General features: G+C 62.6%; 22 protein-coding genes and 1 pseudogene. 11 read left to right on the top strand and 12 right to left on the bottom strand.

Annotated features, from left to right (window positions below; genetic code table 11):
- Nucleotides 1–13: 13 nt before the first annotated feature.
- The 7 genes from C4K38_RS04680 to mreB all read right to left on the bottom strand — a co-directional run bounded on the left by C4K38_RS04680 (nucleotide 14) and on the right by mreB (nucleotide 9,714).
- Entirely contained in the window at nucleotides 14–853 is an 840-nt protein-coding gene (locus tag C4K38_RS04680) for a carbon-nitrogen hydrolase family protein (protein WP_053277464.1), read from the bottom strand.
- A 58-nt stretch (nucleotides 854–911) separates the two neighbouring features.
- Nucleotides 912–4,715 (bottom strand): YhdP family protein, encoded by a 3,804-nt coding sequence (locus C4K38_RS04675; protein ID WP_053277463.1) that lies wholly within the window; start codon nucleotides 4,713–4,715, stop codon nucleotides 912–914.
- A 75-nt stretch (nucleotides 4,716–4,790) separates the two neighbouring features.
- Nucleotides 4,791–6,248 (bottom strand): ribonuclease G, encoded by a 1,458-nt coding sequence (gene rng, locus C4K38_RS04670; protein WP_007929907.1) that lies wholly within the window; start codon nucleotides 6,246–6,248, stop codon nucleotides 4,791–4,793.
- A gap of 58 nt (nucleotides 6,249–6,306) precedes the next feature.
- Nucleotides 6,307–6,906, bottom strand: coding sequence for a Maf family protein (locus tag C4K38_RS04665; protein ID WP_053277462.1), 600 nt, complete (start codon nucleotides 6,904–6,906; stop codon nucleotides 6,307–6,309).
- 43 nt (nucleotides 6,907–6,949) lie between these two features.
- Nucleotides 6,950–7,426, bottom strand: a complete 477-nt coding sequence (mreD, locus tag C4K38_RS04660; RefSeq protein WP_009042183.1) for a rod shape-determining protein MreD — start codon at nucleotides 7,424–7,426, stop codon at nucleotides 6,950–6,952.
- On the bottom strand, nucleotides 7,426–8,505 hold the full coding sequence (gene mreC, locus C4K38_RS04655; protein ID WP_231998571.1) for a rod shape-determining protein MreC: 1,080 nt from the start codon (nucleotides 8,503–8,505) through the stop codon (nucleotides 7,426–7,428). The genes mreD and mreC overlap by 1 nt, the downstream gene beginning before the upstream one ends.
- A 171-nt stretch (nucleotides 8,506–8,676) precedes the next feature.
- Complete coding sequence (gene mreB, locus C4K38_RS04650) at nucleotides 8,677–9,714, bottom strand: rod shape-determining protein MreB (protein WP_002555108.1); 1,038 nt, start codon at nucleotides 9,712–9,714, stop codon at nucleotides 8,677–8,679.
- Between the two features lie 210 nt (nucleotides 9,715–9,924).
- Here mreB and gatC point away from each other — a divergent pair, with 210 nt between their 5' ends.
- The 6 genes from gatC to C4K38_RS04620 all read left to right on the top strand — a co-directional run bounded on the left by gatC (nucleotide 9,925) and on the right by C4K38_RS04620 (nucleotide 15,133).
- Nucleotides 9,925–10,212, top strand: a complete 288-nt coding sequence (gene gatC / locus C4K38_RS04645; protein WP_053277461.1) for an Asp-tRNA(Asn)/Glu-tRNA(Gln) amidotransferase subunit GatC — start codon at nucleotides 9,925–9,927, stop codon at nucleotides 10,210–10,212.
- Nucleotides 10,213–10,228: 16 nt separating this feature from the next.
- Nucleotides 10,229–11,680: an Asp-tRNA(Asn)/Glu-tRNA(Gln) amidotransferase subunit GatA gene (gene gatA / locus C4K38_RS04640; protein WP_053277460.1), complete on the top strand. Its 1,452-nt coding sequence runs from the start codon at nucleotides 10,229–10,231 to the stop codon at nucleotides 11,678–11,680.
- 10 nt (nucleotides 11,681–11,690) lie between these two features.
- Nucleotides 11,691–13,136 (top strand): Asp-tRNA(Asn)/Glu-tRNA(Gln) amidotransferase subunit GatB, encoded by a 1,446-nt coding sequence (gene gatB, locus C4K38_RS04635; protein WP_016701701.1) that lies wholly within the window; start codon nucleotides 11,691–11,693, stop codon nucleotides 13,134–13,136.
- A gap of 133 nt (nucleotides 13,137–13,269) precedes the next feature.
- A complete protein-coding gene (locus C4K38_RS04630; protein ID WP_009046986.1) occupies nucleotides 13,270–13,641 on the top strand; it encodes a septal ring lytic transglycosylase RlpA family protein in 372 nt (123 codons plus the stop codon).
- Between the two features lie 59 nt (nucleotides 13,642–13,700).
- Complete coding sequence (locus C4K38_RS04625; RefSeq protein ID WP_053277459.1) at nucleotides 13,701–14,756, top strand: calcium/sodium antiporter; 1,056 nt, start codon at nucleotides 13,701–13,703, stop codon at nucleotides 14,754–14,756.
- Entirely contained in the window at nucleotides 14,753–15,133 is a 381-nt protein-coding gene (locus C4K38_RS04620; RefSeq protein WP_038582098.1) for a carboxymuconolactone decarboxylase family protein, read from the top strand. Before C4K38_RS04625 ends, C4K38_RS04620 begins: the two co-directional genes overlap by 4 nt.
- 83 nt (nucleotides 15,134–15,216) lie before the next feature.
- On the opposite strand, the gene C4K38_RS04615 is transcribed toward C4K38_RS04620, so the two are convergent.
- Nucleotides 15,217–16,158, bottom strand: a complete 942-nt coding sequence (locus tag C4K38_RS04615; RefSeq protein WP_053277455.1) for an AEC family transporter — start codon at nucleotides 16,156–16,158, stop codon at nucleotides 15,217–15,219.
- A gap of 323 nt (nucleotides 16,159–16,481) precedes the next feature.
- Between C4K38_RS04615 and C4K38_RS04610 the strand changes: the two genes are divergently transcribed.
- On the top strand, nucleotides 16,482–18,119 hold the full coding sequence (locus tag C4K38_RS04610) for a hypothetical protein (protein ID WP_053277454.1): 1,638 nt from the start codon (nucleotides 16,482–16,484) through the stop codon (nucleotides 18,117–18,119).
- Between the two features lie 13 nt (nucleotides 18,120–18,132).
- Nucleotides 18,133–18,324 (top strand): hypothetical protein, encoded by a 192-nt coding sequence (locus tag C4K38_RS04605; RefSeq protein WP_053277458.1) that lies wholly within the window; start codon nucleotides 18,133–18,135, stop codon nucleotides 18,322–18,324.
- A gap of 181 nt (nucleotides 18,325–18,505) precedes the next feature.
- On the opposite strand, the pseudogene C4K38_RS32850 reads toward C4K38_RS04605, so the two are convergent.
- The 4 genes and pseudogenes from C4K38_RS32850 to C4K38_RS04590 form a co-directional block, all read right to left on the bottom strand.
- Nucleotides 18,506–18,617 (bottom strand): annotated as a pseudogene (locus tag C4K38_RS32850) (GntR family transcriptional regulator); the annotation flags it as partial.
- A gap of 40 nt (nucleotides 18,618–18,657) precedes the next feature.
- The gene (locus C4K38_RS04600; RefSeq protein ID WP_053277457.1) at nucleotides 18,658–20,385 is read right to left on the bottom strand and encodes an ABC transporter ATP-binding protein/permease; all 1,728 of its coding nucleotides are present in this window, start codon (nucleotides 20,383–20,385) and stop codon (nucleotides 18,658–18,660) included.
- 97 nt (nucleotides 20,386–20,482) lie between these two features.
- On the bottom strand, nucleotides 20,483–21,043 hold the full coding sequence (locus C4K38_RS04595; protein ID WP_009046975.1) for a response regulator transcription factor: 561 nt from the start codon (nucleotides 21,041–21,043) through the stop codon (nucleotides 20,483–20,485).
- Nucleotides 21,036–22,298 (bottom strand): ATP-binding protein, encoded by a 1,263-nt coding sequence (locus C4K38_RS04590; protein WP_009046974.1) that lies wholly within the window; start codon nucleotides 22,296–22,298, stop codon nucleotides 21,036–21,038. Before C4K38_RS04590 ends, C4K38_RS04595 begins: the two co-directional genes overlap by 8 nt.
- Nucleotides 22,299–22,700: 402 nt before the next feature.
- Here C4K38_RS04590 and C4K38_RS04585 point away from each other — a divergent pair, with 402 nt between their 5' ends.
- The 3 genes from C4K38_RS04585 to C4K38_RS04575 all read left to right on the top strand — a co-directional run bounded on the left by C4K38_RS04585 (nucleotide 22,701) and on the right by C4K38_RS04575 (nucleotide 24,901).
- Nucleotides 22,701–23,417: an SIMPL domain-containing protein gene (locus C4K38_RS04585; protein ID WP_053277453.1), complete on the top strand. Its 717-nt coding sequence runs from the start codon at nucleotides 22,701–22,703 to the stop codon at nucleotides 23,415–23,417.
- 221 nt (nucleotides 23,418–23,638) lie between these two features.
- Nucleotides 23,639–24,202, top strand: a complete 564-nt coding sequence (locus C4K38_RS04580; protein WP_053277452.1) for a cupin domain-containing protein — start codon at nucleotides 23,639–23,641, stop codon at nucleotides 24,200–24,202.
- Nucleotides 24,203–24,463: 261 nt separating this feature from the next.
- Complete coding sequence (locus C4K38_RS04575; RefSeq protein WP_081001430.1) at nucleotides 24,464–24,901, top strand: hypothetical protein; 438 nt, start codon at nucleotides 24,464–24,466, stop codon at nucleotides 24,899–24,901.
- Nucleotides 24,902–24,946 lie beyond the last annotated feature (45 nt).

The following is a 24,946-nucleotide window of genomic DNA, read 5'->3' as shown; positions in this document are numbered from 1 at the left end:
AAATTCGTCGTTCTTAAGCAAGTCGCTGCGCGCCTTGCGAGAAAAAGCGCCGGTGACTGGCCACCGGCATGCGCGCCCGGATGGACGCCTGTTCGCTGCTGTCGCGCTCGGCCAGCAGCACGGCCTCGCCTTGATCCTGTTGCGCCAGCACCCGTCCCCAGGGGTCGACGATGGCCGCATGGCCGAAGGTCTCCCGGGGTCCCGGATGAATGCCGCCTTGCGCCGCCGCCAGCAGGTAGCACTGGGTCTCGATGGCCCGGGCACGGATCAATACGTCCCAATGCGCCGCGCCGGTCACCGCGGTGAACGCCGAAGGAGCGCTGATCAGTTCCGCCCCGGCGGCTCGCAATTCGCTGTACAACTCGGGGAAACGCAAGTCGTAGCACACGGTCAGGCCAACCCGGCCCACCGGCGTATCCGCGACCACCACCCGCTCTCCATGAGCATAGTCATCCGACTCCCGGTAACGGCCGCGATTGTCGGCCACGTCCACGTCGAACAGATGCAGCTTGTCATAACGCGCCACTTGCTCGCCGTGCTCGTCGATCAGCAGCGAGCAGGCACGGGCCTTGGCCTCAGGCTGCTCCACCGGAGGCAGCGGCAAGGTGCCGGCGACTATCCATAACTTGAGGTCGCGTGCGGCTTGTTTCAACCAGGGCAGGATCGGACCTTCGCCCCGGGCCTCGGCACGGCCGATGGCCGCCGCGTCGCGGCGTCCCATGGCAGCGAAGTTCTCCGGCAACACCGCCAGTCGCGCACCGCCGGCAGCAGCCTGTTCCAGCAGGTTTCGCGCCTGCTGCAAATTGGCCAGCACGTCGCTCTGGCTGACCATCTGAATCACCGCAAGAGACATGGCGCACTCCAGGTTGGATATATGGCCATGCTACTCCATAGGCCGGGGCCAGGGTTTTTCAAAAAGGCTTGTCGAAGGTGATTTTCGGGTCCTTCCAGGGCCCCTTGACGCTGTACTGGACGCTGGCGAAACGCGACACCCGGTCACCGATCAGCTTGTCGATCAGAAACAGCGCCCCGCCGACCGCCGGTGCACCGACGATCAGCGCGGCGATCGGCAGGTTGTTGGTCACCGGCAGCGTCACCAGCAGCTTCGAATCCACCTGGTCGGCCACCAGGTCCAGGGTGCCATTGAGTTCCAGGTTGCTCGACGGCCCGGTCAGGGTGATGGGTTCGCGGGTCACGTAGACGCCGTTGCTGGCCACCAGCAACCCCTTGACCCGGTCGTAGCTCAGGCCCTTGCCGAACAGGTCGGAGAAGTCCAGGCGCAGGCGCCGGCCGATGGAGTTGAAGTTCAGCAAGCCGAATACCCGCAGGGCCTGCGCCCCGCCTTCGACTTCCACGAACTGGCCTTTGCGCAGGGTCGCATCCAGGCTGCCCGAGAAACGCTTGGGCCCGACCCAGGCCGGCGAGCCAGGCCAGCGCCCGTCCACATCCAGGTGGAACTCTTCGCTGGTCACGGTCGGCGCAAAGCCCCAGCCCTTGAGCACGTCCGCCAGGTTCTTGCCGCCCAGGCGGCCCTTGTACCAGCTGGTGGCCGCGCCGGGTTCGCCTTCCCAGCCGCCGGCGCCCTGCAGGACCATGCCCTTGAGGCCCAGGTCGAGGCTGTTGAAGGCCATGCCCTTGGCGGTCGGGCGTACTTTCAGCGACCAGGCGCCGATCAGGTCGTTGCCCTGGTACAGCTGATTGATCGAGAGATCCAGCGCCGGGACCTTCTTCGGGTCGACCGAGGCCAGTGGGTCCGGCGCGTTTTCGTCGGCCTGCACCGTTGGATCGGCGGCCGGCAGGCGCACGTACTGCAGATTGATCGCCATCGGCGCGGCCTTGGCATCGGGAATCGCCACGTTGCCCTTGGCCTGCTGACTGTCGAGCTGCAAGGCCCAAGAGGATGGTTTGCGCGTCAACTGCACACGAGCCTCGTTCAGGGTCGTGCCGAAACCAATGAGCTTGCCAACCCTGAAGTCGGCGCCGCTGAGCAGTTGCTTGGCGCTGCCGCCCGCGTCTTGCCCGGCATAACGATCGACCAGCGTCTTCCACGGCTCCACATCCAGTTCCGACAGCACACCGCGCACCCGCAGGCCCTTGCCTCCCGGCAGCACGGCATCGCCCTCGCCGAGGAACAACTCGCCACGGCCATCGGCAAAATTGCCGCTCGGCGCGGCGAAGGTAAAGTTGGCCAGATCGCCATAATCGAACCAGTAACGCCGCTCGGCGCCCTGCAAGGTCATGCGGAATACGCTGTCACGCCCCTGGCTGGCCGCCATGCCGAAAGGCGCGGGCAAGTCGACGGCCACCCCTTTGAGGTTGGAGCTGACCATCAGTTGGCTGTCCGCGCCATCGAGGTTGAGCTGCAACTGGTAGGGAATATCACCGGAAACCGGCAGCGGCTGGTTGTATTTCAGCCATTGCGTGAGTTTATTGACCGACACCTGGCCCTTGGCGACGACCCGGGTATCGAGCTTGCCGGGACGGCCGTCGGCAAAGATCTGCGCGGTCACCGGGCGCTCGAAGGCCTGGGCGCTGATGCCCTGGCCGCTCAAGCCCTTGCTGCTGTCAAAACGGAAATCGCCCTTGAGCTGGCTCAACTCCAGCTCTGGCTCGCTCAACTTGAGCCGTGCCTTGTTGGTCTTGAAGTCCACCAGCACCTTCGGTTCTTCGCCCTTGACCAGCGGGATATCCAGCTTCAGCTTGCCCTGCAGGTCGCCATCGCCCTGCCAGCCGGCAAAGGTCGGGCCCGTGCCGATCGGCGCTTCCTGAAGAATCTTCAAGCCATCGCCCAGGCCGCCGGCGAACTCGCCGTCGATGAACATGTGGCTGCTTTGCCCCGCGGGCACATGGGGAATATTGACGTAGACATCCTTCACCTGGGTGTCGAGCAACTGGCCCTTGCTGGCCAGAATGCGCACACCGCTATCCTCGATGAACACATCGCCAGTGACCTTGCTGATGTGCGGCCAACCCGGCTGGAAGGCCAGCTCGGCATCGTGCACCTTGAAGAACAGGCTGATACTGCGCGCGGTGTCGGCCGCGCCATGGTTCAGCGAACCCTGGTACTGGAAGAAACCTTCATCCACCGCGCCCTTGAGGATTGCCGTGCGCAGCCACTCGTCCAGCGCCGGGCTGAGCACCTCGGGCAGGTACTTGGCGGTATAACGACCGTCACCATCGACCAGACCGACTCGCAGGTCCATGTAGTCTTCCTGGGTGTGGTCGAAATGCAGGCGGATCAGGAAGTCGCCGGCGATCTTGCCCTCCTCGCCCAGGACCTTGAGGTACGGCGCGATCAGGGTGAAGCCTTGCTGATCGAGCTTCCAGGTCAACCGGGCATTGGCCTGGAGGTACTGCCAGGGCTTGGCGAAGATCGGGTCCAGGTGCAAGGCAAAGTCCTTGCTGTCCATGCGCAGTTCGCCCTGCCCCAGGTCGCCGCTGATGCTGCCGCTGACATTACGGGCCGCTGGCGCGCCGTGGTAGGCGTTGAACCCCACCTGCTCCAGGTTGGCGGCGAAACTCAGTTGCTGATCGCCGCTGACCTGCGGCCGGAAGTCGAACAGGATGTTACGCAGCGCACCCGTGACCTTGAGGTTGTCGATGATGGTCGCGACCTTTTCCGGCAACGGCGCCCAGGCATCCAGGACCGGCGTGAGCGGCGTCAGGTCGAGGCGGTCGGCCTGCAGGTGCCAGAGTTCTTCGGCGCTGTTGACGGTACCGGTCTGTTGCAGTTGCAGACGTGATTCCCAGCGCGTCTCACCGAGGTTCATGGCCAGCGAATCGAAGATAACGTTGAAGCCCTGCTCGTCGCGCTGGAAGTAGGCATTGAGCGCCAGGTTCTTCACGGTGATCGGTTTGCGCTCGTCATAGGCCCCGCTGACCTGCGGCGCGTTCAGACGCGCCACCATGCTGCGTAGCAGGCCATCGCCCCAGCTGATCCAGAACTCGCCACCGGCCTTGAGTTCGGTGAACGTCCACTGCTGGGTCACACGCGGCGGCAGCCATTTCGCCCAGTCGCTTTGCGGCAGGCTCAGGTAGGCGTCGGCCTGCCCTTCGCGCCAGGCGCTGGCACGGACTCGAGTGCGCAAGCTGACAGCCAGAGGCTGGCCGTCCGGCAGGGTCAGGCGCGCATCCAGGCGTTGACGGCTGGGGCCGACACGCAGATTGAGGCCGACGTAGGTCAAGGCAATCGCGGGATGATCGAGCGGTTGCAGGGTCACCTGGCTGTCGAGCACCGATAGTTCGCTGAGCATCTGCATGCGGTTGAGCAACTGCTCGGGGTCGATAGGCTGGTTATCCTGCACCGGCAGGCCTTCGAGCGCCCAGCGCCCATCCGGGCCTTCCTTCAGGCTCAGGTTGAGGCCACTGAATTCAAGATGCTTGACCCGCAGTTGGCGCGCCAGGGCGCTGCCTGGCAGATCGGGCGCCACCCGCACCTGATCCAGGCGCAAGGCGTTGGCGCCCTCGCCGACTGTCACGTCGTGAGCCAACAGGACGGGCGAGAAACCGCTCCAACTGCCTTCCAGGCGGCCGATCTGCACCGGCATGCCCAAGGCTTCCTGAGCCTTGGCCTGGACCTCGGCCCGATATTCAGCCACCAGCGGGGTCAGTTCCCGACCCAGGCTGACGTACAAGGCCGTCAGCACCAGCAGCAACGCACAAAGCCCCAGCCCCCAGCGGGTCAGAGCAGCGAGAAAGCGCATCAGACGCTCCATGTCAGTTGGCCCCCGTGGCAAGAGTGATGCACAAATCGAGGCCAGCTGTATCCGGTAAATGTAGGGTACGCGGACTCAGAGCAGCACCACGTCGTATTGTTCCTGGGAATACATGGTTTCGACCTGAAAACGGATGGTCCGGCCGATAAAGGCCTCCAGCTCCGCGACGTTGCCCGACTCTTCGTCGAGCAGCCGGTCGACCACTTTCTGATTCGCCAGGACCCGATAACCTTCGGCCTGATAGGCCCGCGCCTCGCGCAGGATTTCCCGGAAGATTTCGTAGCAGATGGTTTCCGGGGTCTTCAGCTTGCCCCGGCCCTGGCAGCTGCTGCAGGGTTCGCACAGCACCTGCTCCAGGCTCTCCCGGGTACGCTTGCGGGTCATCTGCACCAGGCCCAGCTCGGTGATGCCGATGATATTGGTCTTGGCATGATCGCGCTCCAGCTGTTTTTCCAGGGTGCGCAGCACCTGGCGCTGGTGCTCTTCATCTTCCATGTCGATGAAGTCGATGATGATGATCCCGCCCAGGTTGCGCAGGCGCAGCTGGCGGGCAATGGCGGTCGCCGCCTCGAGATTGGTCTTGAAGATGGTTTCTTCGAGGTTGCGGTGACCGACGAAGGCCCCGGTGTTGACGTCGATGGTGCTCATGGCTTCCGCCGGGTCGACCACCAGGTAACCGCCGGACTTGAGCGGCACCTTGCGCTCCAGGGCTTTCTGGATTTCGTCTTCGACGCCATACAGGTCGAAGATCGGCCGCTCGCCCGGATAGTGCTCCAGGCGATCGGCGATTTCCGGCATCAGTTCGGCGACGAACTGCGTGGTTTTCTGGAAGGTTTCCCGGGAGTCGATGCGGATCTTCTCGATCTTCGGGCTGACCAGGTCACGCAGCGTACGCAGGGCCAGGCCCAGGTCTTCGTAAATGACACTGGGGGCGCCGATGGTCTTGATCTGCGCGCCGATCTGATCCCACAGGCGGCGCAGGTAACGGATGTCCATCATGATTTCGTCGGCGCCCGCGCCCTCGGCGGCGGTACGCAGGATAAAACCACCGGCTTCCTTGATGCCTTCCTGAGCCACGCAATCGCTGACCACCTGTTTCAGGCGCTCGCGCTCGGCTTCGTCCTCGATCTTCAGCGAGATACCGACATGGGCGGTACGCGGCATGTACACCAGATAACGCGAAGGGATCGACAGCTGGGTGGTCAGGCGCGCGCCCTTGGAGCCGATCGGGTCCTTGGTCACCTGCACCACCAGGCTCTGCCCCTCGTGGACCAGGGCACCGATGCTTTCCACCGCCGGCCCTTCGCGCAGGGAGATTTCCGATGCATGAATGAACGCCGCGCGATCCAGGCCGATATCGACGAACGCTGCCTGCATGCCAGGCAGAACCCGGACCACCTTGCCTTTATAGATATTGCCGACAATTCCGCGACGCTGGGTACGCTCGACATGGACTTCTTGCAGCACACCGTTTTCGACCACCGCCACGCGCGACTCCATCGGCGTGATGTTGATCAGAATCTCTTCACTCATGGCAGGGTCTCGTTCAGGCATATTCACTATGGTTGGCCGCATCAGTCAGGTACGGCGCTTAGCGCACTGCAAGGTTTTGCCAACAGGGTATGCCGAAATGGCCAAGTAGTTCTGCGGTTTCGCATACCGGCAAGCCGACGACAGCGGAATAACTGCCATTGAGCCCTGCCACGAATACCGCCGCAAGCCCCTGGATGCCATAGCCGCCAGCCTTGTCGCGGGGTTCGCCGCTGGCCCAGTAGCGGGCTGCCTCGTCATCGCCGATCGCCCGGAAGCGCACCAGGCTGCGTACCACCCGCGACTCGCAGCGCTGGCCATCGAGCACGGCAATGGCGGTCAACACTTCATGTTCGCGATCCGACAGGGCCATGAGCATCGACTGTGCATCGGCCTGATCCAGGGGTTTGCCAAGAATTCGCCCATCGAGGACCACCGCGGTGTCGGCACCCAGGACACAGGCCGCGGACTGGCCATCGCCGATCAGCGAATGCCCGGCCGCCGCCTTGTCGCGCGCCAAGCGCTCGACATAAGCCACGGGGCTTTCATCGGGGAGAGGGGTTTCGTCGATATCCGCGCTGATGGCGGTAAAAGGCACGCCGATCTGCGTGAGCAGTTCGCGTCGACGCGGCGAGCCTGAGGCGAGGTAAAGCGATTTCATCAAGACATCTCCCTGTCGAGGTACGGGCAAATGCCTGACCGAATCAGTTGATTTTGAAACGTCGACGCAACCCGCGCAAACCGAAGCTGACCCAAGGCCAGAGCAAGGCACTGACCAATGCCGGCAGAACCAGCGCGAGGGTCGGCTGACGATTGCCGGTCAAGGCGCTGAGCCACAGTTGAACCAGTTGCGCCAAGCCGAAGATCACCAGGATCACCAGGCTTTGCTGCCACATCGGGAACATGCGCAGGCGCTGTTGCAACGACAGCACCAGGAAGGTAATCAGGGTCAGGATCAGCGCGTTCTGCCCCAGCAATGTACCGTACAGCACATCCTCGGCCAGCCCCAGGCACCAGGCCGTGACCATGCCGACCTTATGCGGCAGGGCCAGGGCCCAAAACGCCAGCAGCAAGGCCAGCCAGAGCGGGCGCAGGATTTCCATGAACTGCGGCAAAGGGGACACGCTGAGCAGCATGCCGATGGCGAAGGTCAGCCAGACCATCCAGCCGTTTCGGGACATTATTCTCTTCCTCCCGTGGAGGCCGGGGCCGCTGCAGGCGGCTTGGGCGCGGCGGGTCTGGTGGCGGCTGGCTTGACCGGAGCCGGATGGGCCACGGGTTTGACCGGCGCGGTGGCGGCTGGCGTGGCGGGGGCTGCTGCCGGTGTGGCAGGAGCGGTCGCGGTGGCCGGCGTCGCGGGCACGACAGGCTTGGGCACGGTCGCCGGAACCACTGGCGTGACAGCACCGCCCTGCTGGTCCTGCGCTTCCTGAGCCTGGGCAGCGTCGTTGGCACGCTCTTCGGCGGTGCGGTTATCGCTGAACACCAGCAACAGGTAACGGCTGCGGTTCAAGGCCGCCGTCGGCACGGCACGCACTATGGCAAATGGCTGGCCGGAGTCATGGATCACTTCCTTGACCGTCGCCACCGGGTAACCCGCCGGGAAACGCTGGCCCAGGCCGGAGCTGACCAGCAGGTCGCCTTCCTTGATGTCCGCGGTGTCGGCCACATGACGCAGCTCAAGGCGCTCCGGGTTGCCGGTGCCGCTGGCAATCGCCCGCAGACCGTTGCGGTTCACCTGGACAGGAATGCTGTGGGTGGTGTCGGTAAGCAGCAGCACGCGGGAGGTGTAAGGCATCAGCTCGACCACCTGCCCCATCAGGCCGCGGGCGTCGAGCACTGGCTGCCCGAGCACCACGCCGTCGCGCTCACCCTTGTTGATGATGATGCGATGGGTGAAGGGGTTGGGGTCCATGCCGATCAGCTCGGCCACTTCGACCTTCTCGTTGACCAACGCGGAGGAGTTGAGCAACTCGCGCAGGCGAACGTTCTGCTCGGTCAAGGCGGCGAGCTTTTGCATGCGGCCCTGGAGCAACAGGTTTTCGGTCTTGAGTTTTTCGTTTTCGGCGACCAGCTCGGTGCGGCTGCCAAACTGACTGGCCACACCCTGCCATAGCCGTTGCGGCAGGTCGGTGATCCAGTAGGACTGCATCAGCACCAGCGACATTTGGCTACGCACTGGCTTGAGCAGTGTGAAGCGGGCATCGACCACCATCAGCGCGACCGATAGCACGACCAGCACCAACAGGCGTACGCCCAATGAGGGGCCTTTGGCGAAAAGCGGTTTAATAAGCCGCTCCTCCCAGGCAAATGTTCTCTTTATTCATACGGCTTCAAACCGGCCTGGAGCAGAATGACAGAAGATAAACGCCAACAGGCAGCACTGCAAAGTGCTGCCTGCGAGCGGAACACATGGACGCATCCGGCGCGATTATTCGCTGGAGAGCAGGTCCATGGTGTGTTTGTCCATCATTTCCAATGCACGGCCACCGCCGCGGGCTACGCAGGTCAGCGGGTCTTCGGCGACGATCACCGGCAGACCGGTTTCCTGGGCCAGCAACTTGTCCAGGTCACGCAGCAGGGCGCCACCACCGGTCAGCACCAGACCGCGCTCGGCGATGTCCGAAGCCAGCTCCGGAGGCGATTGCTCCAGCGCGCTTTTCACGGCCTGAACGATGGTTGCCAGGGACTCTTGCAGAGCTTCCAGCACTTCATTGGAGTTCAGAGTGAATGCGCGTGGCACGCCTTCGGCCAGGTTACGGCCACGAACGTCGACTTCACGGACTTCGCCGCCCGGGTAGGCAGTACCGATTTCCTGCTTGATGCGCTCGGCGGTGGATTCGCCGATCAGGCTGCCGTAGTTGCGACGTACGTAGGTGATGATCGCTTCGTCGAAACGGTCGCCGCCGACACGCACGGATTCGGCGTACACCACACCGTTCAGGGAGATCAGGGCGATCTCGGTGGTACCACCACCGATATCCACGACCATCGAACCGCGGGCTTCTTCGACCGGCAGGCCGGCACCGATCGCAGCAGCCATAGGCTCTTCGATCAGGAACACTTCACGGGCACCGGCGCCGAGGGCCGATTCACGGATGGCACGACGTTCAACCTGGGTGGACTTGCATGGAACGCAGATCAGCACACGAGGGCTGGGCTGCAGAAAACTGTTTTCGTGAACCTTGTTGATAAAGTATTGCAGCATCTTTTCGCAGACACTGAAGTCGGCGATCACGCCGTCCTTCATCGGACGAATGGCAGCAATGTTGCCCGGAGTACGACCGAGCATGCGCTTGGCTTCGGTACCGACAGCCACAACACTTTTCTGATTACCGTGGGTCCGAATGGCCACAACCGATGGTTCATTCAGGACAATACCGCGCTCGCGCACGTAAATAAGGGTGTTGGCAGTGCCCAGGTCAATGGAAAGATCGCTGGAAAACATGCCACGCAGTTTCTTGAACATGGGAAAGGGACCCTAGGCAACGCGTGGGTAAAAAAGTGCGGCAAACTCTAACAACGACAGGGATTTTGGGCAAGGCGCCAATATGTTAAATTGACTGCTTTTCTGTGCACCAACCCCCACAATCGCGGCCATAAGACCGTAGAAATGCGGTAGTGTTCCGACAATCTAACACACGGACGAGATCCGTTCTGTTTTCCACTGGAGAATCCCATGGCGCTTGAACGCTCCGACGTGGAAAAAATCGCTCATCTGGCCAGCCTTGGCCTCAATGAAGCCGATATTCCACACATCACCTCCGACCTGAACAGCATTCTCGGGCTGGTGGATGCAATGCAGGCAGTCGATACCGACGGTATCGAGCCCCTGGCCCACCCGCTGGAAGCCAGCCAGCGCCTGCGCGCAGACGTTGTGACCGAGTCCAATCATCGCGAGGCCTATCAGTCCATCGCACCAGCGGTCGAAAACGGCCTGTACCTGGTTCCGAAAGTCATCGACTAAAGGGAAAGAGCCTGCAATGCATCATATGACTCTGGCTGAGATCGCCCGCGGACTCGCCGACAAGAAGTTTTCCTCCGAAGAGCTGACCAAGACCCTGCTGGCGCGTATCACCCAGCTCGACCCGCAGCTCAACAGCTTCATCAGCCTCACCGAAGATCTCGCGCTGCAGCAGGCCAAGGCCGCTGACGCCCGTCGTGCGAACGGTGAGAGCGGCGCCCTGCTCGGCGCGCCGATCGCCCACAAGGACCTGTTCTGCACCCAGGGCATCCGCACCAGCTGCGGCTCGAAGATGCTCGACAATTTCAAGGCGCCCTACGACGCCACCGTGGTCGCCAAGCTGGCTGCTGCCGGGACCGTGACCCTGGGCAAGACCAACATGGACGAATTCGCCATGGGCTCGGGCAACGAGACCAGCTATTACGGCGCGGCGAAAAACCCGTGGAACCTGGAACGCGTTCCGGGCGGCTCGTCCGGCGGTTCGGCCGCTGCGGTGGCCGCGCGCCTGCTGCCTGCCGCCACCGGCACCGACACCGGCGGCTCGATCCGCCAGCCGGCGGCGCTGACCAACCTCACCGGCCTGAAACCGACCTACGGTCGCGTTTCGCGCTGGGGCATGATCGCCTACGCCTCCAGCCTCGATCAGGGCGGCCCGTTGGCACGTACTGCCGAGGACTGCGCGATCCTGCTGCAAGGCATGGCCGGCTTCGACCCGCAGGACTCCACCAGCATCGATGAACCGGTACCGGACTACAGCGCCAGCCTCAACGGCTCGCTGCAGGGCCTGCGCATCGGCGTACCCAAGGAATACTTCAGCGCCGGCCTCGACCCGCGCATCGCCGAGCTGATCCACAACAGCGTCAAGGAGCTGGAAAAGCTCGGCGCGGTGATCAAGGAAATCAGCCTGCCGAACATGCAGCACGCCATCCCGGCGTACTACGTGATCGCTCCGGCGGAAGCCTCCTCCAACCTGTCGCGCTTCGACGGCGTGCGGTTCGGCTATCGCTGCGAAGATCCGAAGAACCTCACCGACCTGTACAAGCGTTCCCGTGGCGAAGGTTTCGGCAGCGAAGTGCAGCGCCGGATCATGGTCGGTGCCTACGCCCTGTCAGCCGGTTACTACGACGCCTACTACCTGAAGGCGCAGAAGATCCGTCGCCTGATCAAGAACGACTTCATGGCTGCCTTTAATGAAGTCGACATCATCCTTGGCCCGACCACGCCGAACCCGGCCTGGAAAATCGGCGACAAGAGCAGCGACCCGGTCGCTGCGTATCTGGAAGACGTTTACACCATCACCGCCAACCTCGCGGGTCTGCCGGGCTTGTCCATGCCCGCCGGCTTCGTCGACGGCTTGCCGGTCGGCGTGCAACTGCTCGCCCCGTATTTCCAGGAAGGCCGTCTGTTGAACGTTGCCCACCAGTATCAGTTGCACACTGACTGGCACACCCGCACACCAACCGGCTTCTGAGGAGAAACACATGCAATGGGAAGTCGTGATCGGGCTGGAGATTCACACCCAGCTCACCACCAAATCGAAGATTTTCTCCGGTAGCTCCACCGCCTTCGGCGCCGAGCCCAACACCCAGGCCAGCCTGGTGGACCTGGGCATGCCCGGCGTACTGCCGGTGCTGAACCAGGAAGCGGTGCGCATGGCGGTCATGTTCGGCCTGGCCATCGACGCCGAGATCGGCCAGCACAACGTGTTCGCCCGCAAGAACTACTTCTACCCCGACCTGCCCAAGGGCTACCAGATCAGCCAGATGGAACTGCCGATCGTCGGCAAGGGCCACCTGGACATCCCGCTGGAAGACGGCACGGTCAAACGCGTCGGCATCACCCGCGCGCACCTGGAAGAAGACGCCGGCAAGAGCCTGCACGAAGAGTTCAACGGTGCCAGCGGCATCGACCTGAACCGCGCCGGTACCCCGCTGCTGGAAATCGTTTCCGAGCCGGACATGCGCAGCGCCAAGGAAGCCGTGGCCTACGTCAAGTCGATCCACGCCCTGGTGCGTTACCTGGGGATCTGCGACGGCAACATGGCCGAAGGCTCCCTGCGTTGCGACTGCAACGTCTCGGTACGCCCGAAAGGCCAGGCCGAGTTCGGCACTCGCTGCGAGATCAAGAACGTCAACTCGTTCCGCTTCATCGAGAAAGCCATCAACTCGGAAGTCCAGCGCCAGATCGAGCTGATCGAGGACGGCGGCAAGGTCATCCAGCAGACCCGCCTGTACGACCCGAACAAGGACGAGACCCGTCCGATGCGCAGCAAGGAAGAAGCCAACGACTACCGTTACTTCCCCGACCCGGACCTGCTGCCAGTGGTCATCGAGGATTCGTTCCTCGACCAGGTACGCGCCACCCTGCCGGAACTGCCACCGCAGAAACGCGAGCGCTTCCAGGAGCAGTTCGGCCTGTCGGTCTACGACGCCAGCGTGCTGGCTTCGAGCCGCGAGCAGGCGGACTACTTCGAGCAGGTGGTGAAGATCGCCGGTGACGCCAAGCTGGCGGCCAACTGGGTCATGGTCGAGCTGGGCAGCCTGCTGAACAAGCAGGGCCTGGAAATCGACGAGGCACCGGTCTCGGCCGAGCAACTGGGCGGCATGCTGCTGCGTATCAAGGACAACACCATCTCCGGCAAGATCGCCAAGACCGTGTTCGAAGCCATGGCCAATGGCGAAGGCCAGGCCGACGAGATCATCGACAAGCGCGGCCTCAAGCAGGTCACCGACACCGGCGCCATCTCCGCCGTGCTTGACGAAATGCTGGCGGCCAACGCCGAGCAGGTCGAACAGTATCGCGCCGCCGATGAAGCCAAGCGCGGCAAGATGTTCGGCTTCTTCGTCGGCCAGGCGATGAAGGCTTCCAAAGGCAAGGCCAACCCGCAACAGGTCAACGAACTGCTGAAAAGCAAACTCGAAGGCTGATAGCGGCGTGGATGGCGGGCATTCGATAGTGCGCCGCCCTGTGCAGGAGCGAACTTGCTGGCGATACGTTGTCTCAAACACAACGCTATCGCGAGCAAGTCCGCTCCTGCATTTGCATTTAGGGCTCCCTTTTATGAAGTCGCTACTGGCTGCCTGTTCCCTGCTCTTTCTCCTGGCCGGCTGCGCCAGCCATGTCATCGACCCGCGGGGTTACGACAAGACCGGCGTCGCTTCCTATTACGGCGCCAAACACCACGGCAAACGCACCGCCAGCGGCGAACCCTTCAACCAGCACGGCATGACCGCCGCGCACCGCGAGCTGCCGTTCGGCACCCGCGTCAAGGTCACCAACCTCAATAACGACAAGAGCGTCGTGGTCCGGATCAACGACCGTGGCCCGCATACCCGCGGCCGCCTGATCGATTTGTCGCGTGCCGCCGCGCAACAGTTGGGTATGATCAGAAGCGGCACCGCCAAGGTGCGCGTGCAAGCCATCAGCGACTGACCCACGGAGCCCTGATCATTTTCGGATTAACCGATTTACCGCTGCTCAGCGTCCTCCAGTTGTTCAGTGGCCTGGTCCTGCTGGTCGCCGGCGCCGAATTGCTGGTACGCGGCGCGGTCCGCCTCGCCGCCCGCCTGCGTGTACGAGCGCTGATCATTGGCCTGAGCATCGTCGCCTTCGGCAGCAGCGCCCCGCAGATGGCCGTCAGCCTGCAAGCCACCCTGGCCGAAAACACCGACATCGCCGTCGGCAGCGTGATCGGCAGCGGCATCTTCAACATCCTGGTAACCCTCGGCCTGTCCGCCCTGATCATTCCGCTGCGGGTATCGCGCCAGCTGGTGCGGTTGGACATCCCCTTGATGATCCTCGCCAGCCTGCTGGTGTTCGCCCTGGCCTACAACGAAGAACTGACGCCCCTCGATGGCCTGATCCTGCTGGCCACCCTGATCCTCTACCTGGGGTTGCTGCTGCACCAGTCGCGGCACTCGGCGCGCCCGCCTTTCCAGCAAGATCCCGACGCGCCCCGCCCGCACTGGCTGAGCAGCCTGCTGTGGATGATTGGCGGCCTGCTCCTGCTGGTGTTCGCCGGCCATCTGTTGCTCGAAGCAGCGGTGGAAGTCGCCACTGACCTCGGGCTGTCCGAGCGCATCATCGGCCTGACCATAGTCGCCGTCGGTACTTCCCTGCCGGCCCTGGCCACCTCGCTGATTGCCGCCTTGCGTGGCCAGCGCGACATTGCCGTGGGCAACGTCATCGGCAGCAACCTGTTCAACCTGCTCGGGGTCCTGGGTTTCACTGCCCTGGTGGCGCCGACGCCCTTGTCGGTATCGCCCAATGCCGTGGACTTCGACCTGCCGGTGATGCTGGGCGTCGCCGTGCTGTGCCTGCCAGTGTTCTATTCGGGTTATCGGGTCACCCGCGCCGAAGGCCTGCTGTTTCTCGGTCTGTACCTGGCCTATGGGCTGCATGTGGTGTCCTTCACCACCGGCATGCCGCTGGCTGGCAAGCTGGAAGACTTGATGCTGTTTTTCGTCCTGCCAGTGCTGGTGGCGTTCCTGCTGTTCAGTTCGCTGCGAGCCTGGCGCCGCCAACATAAAAAAGGGGAAGCGCAATGACTGAGAATAAAAAGCAGGGCGTGGAAATGCGCCGCCAAGTGATGGGTGACGCCTTCGTCGATCGCGCCCTGGGCAACGCCACCGAGTTCAGCCAGCCGCTGCAGGATTTCGTCAACGAGCATGCCTGGGGCAGTGTCTGGAACCGCGAAGGCCTGCCGCTGAAAACCCGCAGCCTGATCACCCTCGCTGCCCTGACCGCGCTCAAGTGCCCGCAGGAGCTCAAGGGCCATGTCCGTGGCGCCCTGAATAATGGCTGCACGGTAGAGGAGATTCGCGAGGCGCTGCTGCATTGCGCGGTGTACGCCGGCGTACCGGCGGCGATCGACGCGTTCCGCGCCGCCCAGGAAGTGATCGACACCTACCAGAAACCCGAGTGATCTGTAGGAGCGAGGCTTGCCCGCGATAGCGGTCTGCCTGATACACCGCTATCGCGGGCAAGCCTCGCTCCTACAGAAGAGGGCTAGATCCACCCGCCCCACTGCAGCAGGAAGATCCCGATATTGGTGGTCACCGCCGCCATCAACGTGGTGATGACGATGATCGCCGCCGCCAGCTCATGATTGCCATTGGCCGCCCGGGCCATGACAAAGCTCGCCGCCGCGGTCGGGCTGCCGAAATACAGGAACAGAATCCCCAACTCCGCCCCGCGGAATCCACAGAGCCAGGCCCCCAGGGTGGCGAGGATCGGCAGCCCGATCATTTTCACCAGGCTCGAACTCAAGGCCAGGTCTCCACTCTCGCGCAGCGCCGCCAGGGACAGGGTGCCGCCAATGCAGATCAATGCCAGCGGCAGGGTCATCTGCGCCAGGTACTGGCCGGACGTCTCCAGCCAGGTCGGCAGGCCGATCTGGAAAACCGCGAAAGGCGTTGCCGCCAGGACGCTGATGATCAACGGGTTGCTGACCACGCTTTTGCAGATGCTCCACGGATCGGACTTGATCACCGGGCTGTACACCGCCAGGACGATGGTCGACAGAGTGTTGTAGAACAGGATCACCAGCGCCGCGAGAATCGCCCCAAGGGAAATCCCGTAGTCGCCATACATGCTGGCCGCGAGCGCCAGGCCGATGACCCCGTTGTTACCGCGAAACGCGCCCTGAGTGTAGATGCCCCGGTCTTCCCGTGGGCAGCGCCAAATCGCCCAGCCCCAGGCGAAGGCAAAGCTGGCCAGGGTGGCCACGGCGAAATAGATCAGCAGCCCGGGCTTGAGCGCCGAATGCAGGTCGGCATGGAGAATCCCGAGAAACAGCAGCGCCGGCATGGTGACGTTGAATACCAGGGACGACGCCGTGTGGATAAAACCGTCGTTGATCCAGCCGATGCGCTTGAGCAGCACACCGAGAAACAACATGGCGAATACCGGCGCGGTGATGTTCAGCGTTTCGAGAAAAATGGCCAGCATGCCGGGTCAACCTTGAGCCTGTCGTTAGGCGGCTAATGATAAGCCAGGCCGCGCCCTTAAGCCCGATGGATTTGCCCGGACCGAGAGCAGATCGGCCGCAGGAATTCGACGCTATCAAACCCCACGCCCGCGCTGCGGTCGATCGCAGCCTTCGGCAGCGGCTACACGGATTGCGACATGCCCTTCAATTCGTCACCCCTCCATCAAAATGCGCGGCAAAAAATACCTGCTTGACGAGTCAGGATTTTGCTTTATGCTCGCAAACAACTGTATATGCATACAGTTAATTTATGAAATACCTACGACATATCAAGGAGCTAGAAATGTCAGGTCTACACACTCAGCAGCGGGAACAGCTGCAGCACAAAAGCCAGATCGTTGCCGATCTGGACAGTCTTTTCAGCGAACGCGGCATTGCCATTTCCGGTGACGGCGACCACCTGGTACTGATCGCCGACGGCCATCACACCATCAAATACCACAAGCCCGGGATCCTTCCCGCGGCACCGGGCAAAAACCTCAAGGCCCTGCCCCAGCTGCGCTTCGAGGGTGGCGAGCACACCGCCATCGGCGACGCCACCCTGTTGCGTTTCGTCAAGGGCGCCCCTGGCATTCCGGCCTGGCAGGTCGAATTGCACCTGCCCAATGGCCTGGCCCTGAGCTACGGCCAGGTGGTGGCGCTGGGCGGCGATTTTTATGGCATCCCCGACCAGCCGATCTGCGAAGGCGCGACGCCGGCGGATCGTTTGCAGCGTTTTACCGCCGCGTTCAACTCCCTCGCCGTGTTGCCGGCGGCCAAGGACGAGGCGAAACAGATTCTCGCGGTGATGCAGAAGGAAATCGCCGCCGCCAACCAGGCACTCAAGGACGGCCGGCAACCTCACGAGGCGTATGACGCCCTGGGAGATACCTTGTCCGAGGAGTGGAACAAGATCACCGGCGGCGGCAGTTTCGCCTCGGCCCTGTTCCCCCTGGGTCGCTACCTGAAGCTGGCGGCCAACAATGCCGACCATTTCGGCGAATGGGCGCTGCTGGCTTACATCGCCGGGCACACCGCCGCCTTGCAGCAGGCGGTGCTGGCGCACAAGAACGCCGACGAGAAGCAACTGGAACTGGCCTACGCCATGAACGCCTTCGCCGATCACTTCCTCACCGACCTGTTCTCCGCCGGCCATGTGCGGGTACCGCGCAAGCAACTGGCGGCAGTGGTCACGCCGAGTGACCTGGGTTCGCTGATCACCCGCTTCATGCACGACGAAGACAGCAAGTTCGGCCTCAACGTCAGCAACGCCCAGGGCGACCGCTGGCATGCCTATGGCGACAAGCGTTATTTCGACACCATCGACAGCAACAACCGCAAGCAGGTCAAGCTGGCGGTGCAGCGCTCGGCGGACGAGATCTTCGAAAGCTACCTCAGCGGCACGACCCCGACGCCCGGTAACTTCACGGCGCTGAAGCTGCTGCCGGACCTGAACGCAGCCAAGAGCGGCAACTTTTCACCGCTGTTCGTGATGCAGGGCGACAAGGTGCTGCGACGCAGCGACGTGAACAACCTGAACGATACCAAGACCATCGACAACTGGTGGGGCTGGAGCACTTACCTGCTGCTCAAGGACTACAAGCCCAACAAGCCGGCGGGCTACCTGGAAGCACCGACGCTTGCCCCGAGCATCCAGGCCAATGGCTGGCAGAGCCAGACACCCAGCGAGCCCAACTGGCTGCCAGGCAATGCCGTGCGTTATGCCTTCAGCTACACCAACGGCTTGAACGAGTCGTACATCGGCCCCTGGTCCGCCTACGCCGAACTGAGCGAACGCTTCCAGCCAACCCTGAATGTACCGGTGGATACCGGCAGCGGCTCCAGCGGGCGCAACCTCTTCCGCCAGTTCCGCGGCGGCTCGCCGGAGCTGATCGCTTCGCTCGACAAGACCGCCACCACTTACATCGACCGCAATGCCTGATAAGGACATCGACATGGCTATCAATCTGACTCTAGAACTGGCCTCGGGCCAATCCCTGCAGGGCGCGCCCCTGGAACTGCTGGTCAACGGCGCTCCCGTCGCGCGGGCAACCATCGACAAGCAAGGGCGCGTGGCCTTCGATGCCAAGCCCGCTGCCGGAAAACTGGCTGTAAGGGTAGATCGCTCGATTCTCAACGGCCGCTAAAAGCATCGCGAGCAAGCTTCGCTCCTACCGAAGACAAGCGGTGTTTCTGTAGGAGCGAGCGGGCGGCGATCCGACTTGCCCGCGATAACGTCACGACAACATGACACAGGCGCCAAACCTCCCCGGGTTTGGCGCCTGTTGCGTTTATCAGCGCTGCGCCTGGGGCCTTTCACGGGCATGGCGCAGCCGCTCGGGCCGCATCCGAATCCTGGCGGGTACGCAGTTCAAGAATCGCCAGCACATCACGCAAGGTCACCACGGTCGCCGGATGGGCTCGGCGTGTCGAGCACAAAGGGCCGCTATAGCTCAGCCGGGTTACACGATCACTGCTGACTACACCGTCACCGCTTGGTCGACCAGATGCCCACGCTCGATACGGATGTGTCGCGGGTGGAAACGCTTGAGGCTGCTGCGATGCCCGACGCTGACAATGCTCAGCCCCGGAAGCTGGTCGATCAGCGCCTGGTACAGGGTCGCTTCGTCCTCTTCGTCCATGGCCGAGGTGGCTTCATCCATGTACAGCCATTGCGGCGCGTAGAGCAACGCACGGGCAAAGGCCAGGCGCTGTTGCTCGCCCGGGGACAACATGCGCTGCCAGTGATTGCTCTCGTCCAGGCGGGACACCAGGTGCGGCAGGCGACAGGTTTCCAGCACCTGCATATAACGCTCGTGCGGGTAGGTGTCGCCCGACTGTGGATAACTCAAGGCTTCGCGCAGGCTGCCGATCGGCAGGTAAGGCTTTTGCGGCAGGAACAGATAACGCTCGGCGGGCATGCGGATGCTGCCGTGACCGGCCGGCCAGAGCCGCCCCATCGCCCGCAGCAGGGTACTTTTGCCGCTGCCGGAACGGCCGCTGAGCATCAGGCGCTCACCGGCCGTCACGGTCATCTCGGCACCGGCCAGCAGGTGCCGACCGTCCGCCAGATCCAGGCCAAGGTTATGCACCTGCAGGGTTTCGCCCTGGCTTTGCACGTCGATGGCTGGCGCACGCTCTTCGTTTTCGCTCATGGCCTGGCGGAAGCTCAGCAGGCGGTCACAGGTGGCGCGCCATGCCGCGAGCTCGGAATAAGCGGTGATGAACCAGCTGAAGTTCTCCTGGACGTTGCCGAATGCCGAGTTGATCTGCATCAGCTCGCCCAGCTCGATCTTGCCCGTCAGGTAACGGGGAGCCGCGACGATAAAGGGGAAAATGATCGCGATCTGGCCGTAGCCCGAGGTGAAGAAGGTCAGGCGCTTGGACACCTTCATGATGTCCCAGAAGTTGTGCCAGACCATGCCGAAACGGCCACTCAGGCGCTTGTTCTCATTCGGTTCGCCGTTGTACAGGGCGATGCTCTCGGCGTTCTCGCGCACCCGCACCATGGAGAAACGCAGGTCTGCCTCGAAACGTTGCTGGTTGTTGTTCAAGCCGATCAGGCGGCGGCCGATCAGGTGGGTCAGCCAGCTGCCGACGGCGGCATACATCAGGGCGCACCAGAACATGTAGCCGGGAATGGTGTAGCCGAAGACTTCGATACTGCCCGACACGCCCCACAGGATGATCGAGAACGACACCAGGCTGACCACGGTACGCAGCAGGCCCAGGGCAAGCCCCAGGGTATTGCTGGTGAAACTGTTGAGGTCTTCGGAAATCCGCTGGTCCGGGTTATCGGTGTAGCCGCCCTGCTCCAGCTGGTAGTAGTTCTTGTGGCCCAGCCAGCGGGCGAAGTGTTTTTCCGTGAGCCAGGCCCGCCAGCGGATGGTCAGCATCTGGGTCAGGTAGAGCCGGTAGACCGCGGCGAGGATGGCCACCGCGGCAATCCCGCAGAAGTACAGTATCAGTTGCCAGAACGCCGCTTCATCCTTCTTTTGCAGGGCGTTGTAGAAGTCCTTGTACCAGCTGTTGATCCACACCGAGATCGCCACGCTGAACAAGGTCAAGGCGACCACCGCGAACAGCAGCAACCAGGCCTTGCCCTTCTCCTCACTGCGCCAGTAAGGCGTAGTCATTTCCCAGACACGACGGAAAAACTGCCCGCGCACAGCATCGTTGACCGCGGAATACTCAGCGTTCTGATTCATCATCAAGGCTCGATTGGGATAGGGACAAGCATCGAGCCGATCATAGAGGATCGGCTCGCTTTTTCACTTGTCCCGAGGACATTCGTTCAGTCGCGGTTCAGCGACGAACCGGGCGCTTCTGCAACTTGCGCTGCAGCGTTCGGCGGTGCATGCCCAGGGCGCGGGCAGTGGCGGAGATGTTGCCTTCGTGTTCGGTCAGCACCCGCTGGATGTGCTCCCATTGCAGGCGATCCACCGACATCGGGTTTTCCGGCACCAGGGTGTCGAGGTCGGCGTGCTCGGAGAGCAGCGCGGCCAGCACGTCATCGGCGTCGGCCGGTTTGCACAGGTAGTTGCAGGCGCCGCGCTTGATCGCTTCGACCGCGGTGGCGATGCTCGAATAACCGGTGAGGATCACCACGCGCATTTCCGGATCGAGTTCGAGCAGCTTGGGCAGCAGCACCAGGCCGGAATCGCCGTCCATCTTCAGGTCCAGCGCGGCGAAGTCCGGCAGGTCCTGCTGGGCGAGGGCCAGGCCTTCCTCGGCCGAACCCGCGGTGCTGACGCGAAAGCCACGACGGCTCATGGCCCGCGCCATCACCCGGGTGAAGGTGGCGTCGTCATCCACCAGCAACAGATGCGGCAGTTCTTCGCCTTCGACTTGAATTTCGTCACTCATGTTGGTCTCCTCGGGCGCCGTGGGGCAGACGCAGCTCGGTGAGCGTGCCGCCTTCCTCATGACTGTAGAGTTTCACTGAGCCGCCGGCGCGTGTCACGCTGGCTTTGCTCAAAAACAGGCCCAGGCCGAAACCTTTGCCCTTGGTGGTAAAAAACGGTTTGCCGATCTGCTCGGCGATGGCCAGCGGCACACCGGCGCCGTGGTCGCGAATGCTGATGGTCAGGGTCTCGGCGTCCCAATCCAGCTGTACTTCCAGCCCTTCCGGGCAGGCGTCGGCGGCATTGTTCAGCAGGTTGAGCAACGCCTGGGTCAAGTCCGGCGGCGGCGCTACCCGCGGCATCGGGCCCTGGCCCAGCAACTGGAAACGATAGGTGGCTTCGGGGCGCATCAGGTGCCAGCGGTTCAGCGCTTCATCGAGCCAGACGGTGACATCCTGCATCTCCACGGCCATCCGGCGATTGGCCTCGGCGGCGCGCACCAGTTGCTGCAGGGTTTCCTTGCACAGCTTGACCTGATCCTGGAGCACGCCCAGATCATCTTGCAGCAGCGGGTCGAGGTTGTCCTGGCGCATTTCCTTGAGCAGCACGCTCATGGTCGCCAGGGGCGTTCCCAGTTCGTGGGCGGCGCCAGCGGCCTGGGTCGCGACAGCCAGCAACTGCTGGTCGCGCAGGCCCTCTTCGCGGCGGATCGCCCGCAGCTCCTCCTGCCGTCGCAGCTCCTCGGCCATTCTCGCGGCGAAGAAGGTGATCACCGCCGCGGCCAGGGCGAAGCTCAGCCACATCCCATAGATCTGCAGGTTTTCCCGGGCGATGGGGAAAGTCTGCAGCGGGTAGAACTGCGCCAGCAGCAAGGTGTACATGGTCAGCGCGATGCCGGAAAGAACCACCGAGTAACGCCATGGCAAGGTCACGGCGGCGATGGTCAGCGGCACCAGGTAATAGGAGACGAAGGGGTTGGTCGAGCCACCGGAGAAATACAGCAGGGCACTGTGGATAAACAGGTCACAGGCCAATTGCACGGCGTATTCCAGCTCGGTGACCGGCCACGAGGTACGCAGGCGAATGGCGGTGAAGGCGCAGAGAATCAGCGACAGGCCCAGGGTGACGGCCAGTTGCAGCCAGGGCAGCGGCAGCAGGTCGAACCAGTAGGCGAGCCCCACCGAACCGGCCTGTGCGGCCAGAACCAGGATGCGGATGAAAGTCAGACGCCAGAGGTTCTGACGAGTAGCGGAAAGCAGTTGTACGGGGGCGAGCATGAGCTCTCCTGATGAGCGCTCCAGGCGGATCGCGACGAGTATAACCAAGCAGCGGCCCAGACAGGCAAAACTGCGGCAAACCGCCACAGTTTTGTGTAACGGCCTATCGCGGGCAAGCCTCGCTCCTACAGATACGCGGCGCTTTGGTAGGAGCGAGGCTTGCCCGCGATAGAGCGCAAAGCGCTGACCATCCCGATCTCGGAGTCTGACTCAAGAACAGATTACGACTGCTGCGCAGTCGAGCGCAGGCTTCGCCAGCGGCTACAAAAGCCCCCACAATTGGCGTTGGGAGATAGATGTATAGAAGTTGTTAACGGGCCGAACCAGACAATAAAAGCTAGAGTCTGATGGTTTCACGCAGGCTGGGACCCAATACCTGCGGACCGTACTCAAGGAGTTTTCATGCACACATTCAGTCGCAGCGCCGCCCTTCTCGCCCTCAGTGTCGGCACCCTCGCCAGCCTGCCGGCCCTGGCCGCCGATGAGCTTCATTACAACCAGATCTCCCTGCGCGCCGAAGTCAGTCAGGAAGTGGCTCGCGACCTGATGATCGTCACCCTCTACAGCGAATCGCAGAACGCCGACCCGGCCAAGCTCGCTGCGGAAATCACCACCACCATGAACAAGGCCCTGGGCCAGGCACGCCAGGTCAAGGACATCACCTTGCGCCAGGGCAGCCGCAACAGCTACCCGATCTACGACACCAAGGGCCAGAAGATCATCGGCTGGCGTGAACGCGCCGAGCTGCGCCTGGAAAGCTCGGATTTCGCCGCGCTGTCCAAGCTCACCGGCGAACTGCTGACCGACCTGAAGATGGGCGGCATGGACTTCGCCATCGCCGACCCGACCCGCAAGGCCAGCGAAGACAAGCTGCTCAAGGAAGCGGTCGACGCCTTCAAGGCACGCGCGCAACTGACCACCGAGGCACTGGGCGGCAAGGGCTACAAGATCGTCAACCTGAACCTCAACAGCAACGGTTATCCACAACCGTACCTGCGTGGCCAGATGATGATGAAAGCCGCGAGCATGGATGCCGCGCCGGTCACTCCGGAAGTCGAAGCCGGCACCAGCCAGGTCAGCATGACCGCCGATGGCTCGATCGAAGTCCTGATGCCGTAACGTTTTTCCCTACCTTCCCAGACGGCGGTAACCTCCACCACAAAATCAGGTTACCGCGGTTTTTTACCAACTATTTCAACCCGAGCCTGAGGGACTCGCCTTGGGGAGGGTTGAGTTCAGCCTCGTCGGTGATGCTAAAGTCACGGACCTCGGTATTGCGCCTATCAGACGTCATTGACGGCCACCGGGTATACTGCGCCTTTCCTATAAGAGTCTCTCCAATGACCGCAGACCGCATCGGCGAACGCCTGCGTCGCTATCGCCGCGCCGCCAAGAAAACCCTGCGCCAGATTGCCAGCGAATCCGGTCTGACCGCCAGTTTCCTCTCCCAGGCGGAACGCAATCTCACCGGAGTCTCGATCTCCTCCCTGGTCAACATTGCCAAGTCTCTGAACGTTCCGCTGAACGCCCTATTCGACCAGCCGACCCAGGCACAACCCGACTCCCACGACGGCAAGCGGGTGCGCTACACCATCGAAGGCCAGCCCCTGGCCTACGAGCGGCTGTCCAGTTCCTTTCCCGGCAACCTGATCAACGCGGTGAAGATGAACATACCGGTGGGCTACCAGTCGGAACTGATTTCCCATGATGGCTCCGAGTTCTCCTACGTTCTTGCGGGGCAGATTGTCTACACCATCGAGGGGCACCAGTATCCCCTCGGCGCCGGCGACTCGGTGCACTTCGACTCGACCAAACCTCACTACCTGGCTAACGCCGGCAACGGCCCGGCGGAAGTATTGACCGTCACGACCATGGGCCTGTTCGACGACCATTCAGCGGCCTGAACCCGGCCCGTGGCCGCCTGCGCAACCTCACAGACACCCCGTGCGCAAGAGAAATGTAAGTCACGCTTAATTTTCGTTGACCACGATTTCAGCATGACTTAATTTCGGCATCGGCGAATCGTCAATCAACCACATAACAAGCGATCGCCGTCGCCGCACAGGGTCCATGGGGCTGCATCCACTCCCCATAGAAGGCGAGTTGCCCCGGCCCACAAGGCCAATCCTCAGATACGCCCTAGAAAAAGAAAAAATGAGGTTTGCATGCGTAAGACCTTTCCGCTCCAGGTTTGGCAGACAGCGGGGCTGATCCTCGGCATCCCACCGTCACACGCCACCCGCAACCTCCACAGTGACAACTTCACTGCGAGCCACAACGTCAACACCGCCGGCGATGTGCTGTTCACCCGCCATCGCCTGCAAGATCCCGGGCATCCGTTCTCCACGGCCTCCCCCAGCAAGTCGCCCTACTTCATCCGGTCAACCCAATGCACCAAACATTTGCGCCAGGCAGGCCAGGCCAGACAGCTCAACCAGAAGCCGGTCGACACCTGCTCCAGCAACGCACCAACCGGAGGCACGACTCGCCCTGACTGCCCCGTAAGAAGGCAACCCATGCACCAGAAAAAACCAGCGCATAGGGTCAAATTCGTCAATATTTATACAAATGCGTCATTCCTGTACGTTCGTTCCACTCCTTGATACTTGTGACGGCCCCGCATCTTGCATTGGGTATGGGGCCTGCAT

The sequence above is a fragment of the Pseudomonas chlororaphis subsp. piscium genome, assembly GCF_003850345.1.
Classification (GTDB): domain Bacteria; phylum Pseudomonadota; class Gammaproteobacteria; order Pseudomonadales; family Pseudomonadaceae; genus Aquipseudomonas; species Aquipseudomonas piscium.
This window is presented reverse-complemented; position numbering and strand designations above follow the sequence as displayed.

Excerpts from the sequence above, each read along its gene's own strand:
- C4K38_RS04680 (WP_053277464.1), bottom strand. The coding sequence starts at position 853 with ATGTCTCTTGCGGTGATTCAGATGGTCAGCCAGAGCGACGTGCTGGCC.
- C4K38_RS04675 (WP_053277463.1), bottom strand. The coding sequence starts at position 4,715 with ATGGAGCGTCTGATGCGCTTTCTCGCTGCTCTGACCCGCTGGGGGCTG.
- rng (WP_007929907.1), bottom strand. The coding sequence starts at position 6,248 with ATGAGTGAAGAGATTCTGATCAACATCACGCCGATGGAGTCGCGCGTG.
- C4K38_RS04665 (WP_053277462.1), bottom strand. The coding sequence starts at position 6,906 with ATGAAATCGCTTTACCTCGCCTCAGGCTCGCCGCGTCGACGCGAACTG.
- mreD (WP_009042183.1), bottom strand. The coding sequence starts at position 7,426 with ATGTCCCGAAACGGCTGGATGGTCTGGCTGACCTTCGCCATCGGCATG.
- mreB (WP_002555108.1), bottom strand. The coding sequence starts at position 9,714 with ATGTTCAAGAAACTGCGTGGCATGTTTTCCAGCGATCTTTCCATTGAC.
- gatC (WP_053277461.1), top strand. The coding sequence starts at position 9,925 with ATGGCGCTTGAACGCTCCGACGTGGAAAAAATCGCTCATCTGGCCAGC.
- gatA (WP_053277460.1), top strand. The coding sequence starts at position 10,229 with ATGCATCATATGACTCTGGCTGAGATCGCCCGCGGACTCGCCGACAAG.
- gatB (WP_016701701.1), top strand. The coding sequence starts at position 11,691 with ATGCAATGGGAAGTCGTGATCGGGCTGGAGATTCACACCCAGCTCACC.
- C4K38_RS04630 (WP_009046986.1), top strand. The coding sequence starts at position 13,270 with ATGAAGTCGCTACTGGCTGCCTGTTCCCTGCTCTTTCTCCTGGCCGGC.
- C4K38_RS04620 (WP_038582098.1), top strand. The coding sequence starts at position 14,753 with ATGACTGAGAATAAAAAGCAGGGCGTGGAAATGCGCCGCCAAGTGATG.
- C4K38_RS04615 (WP_053277455.1), bottom strand. The coding sequence starts at position 16,158 with ATGCTGGCCATTTTTCTCGAAACGCTGAACATCACCGCGCCGGTATTC.
- C4K38_RS04610 (WP_053277454.1), top strand. The coding sequence starts at position 16,482 with ATGTCAGGTCTACACACTCAGCAGCGGGAACAGCTGCAGCACAAAAGC.
- C4K38_RS04605 (WP_053277458.1), top strand. The coding sequence starts at position 18,133 with ATGGCTATCAATCTGACTCTAGAACTGGCCTCGGGCCAATCCCTGCAG.
- C4K38_RS04600 (WP_053277457.1), bottom strand. The coding sequence starts at position 20,385 with ATGAATCAGAACGCTGAGTATTCCGCGGTCAACGATGCTGTGCGCGGG.
- C4K38_RS04595 (WP_009046975.1), bottom strand. The coding sequence starts at position 21,043 with ATGAGTGACGAAATTCAAGTCGAAGGCGAAGAACTGCCGCATCTGTTG.
- C4K38_RS04590 (WP_009046974.1), bottom strand. The coding sequence starts at position 22,298 with ATGCTCGCCCCCGTACAACTGCTTTCCGCTACTCGTCAGAACCTCTGG.
- C4K38_RS04585 (WP_053277453.1), top strand. The coding sequence starts at position 22,701 with ATGCACACATTCAGTCGCAGCGCCGCCCTTCTCGCCCTCAGTGTCGGC.
- C4K38_RS04580 (WP_053277452.1), top strand. The coding sequence starts at position 23,639 with ATGACCGCAGACCGCATCGGCGAACGCCTGCGTCGCTATCGCCGCGCC.
- C4K38_RS04575 (WP_081001430.1), top strand. The coding sequence starts at position 24,464 with ATGCGTAAGACCTTTCCGCTCCAGGTTTGGCAGACAGCGGGGCTGATC.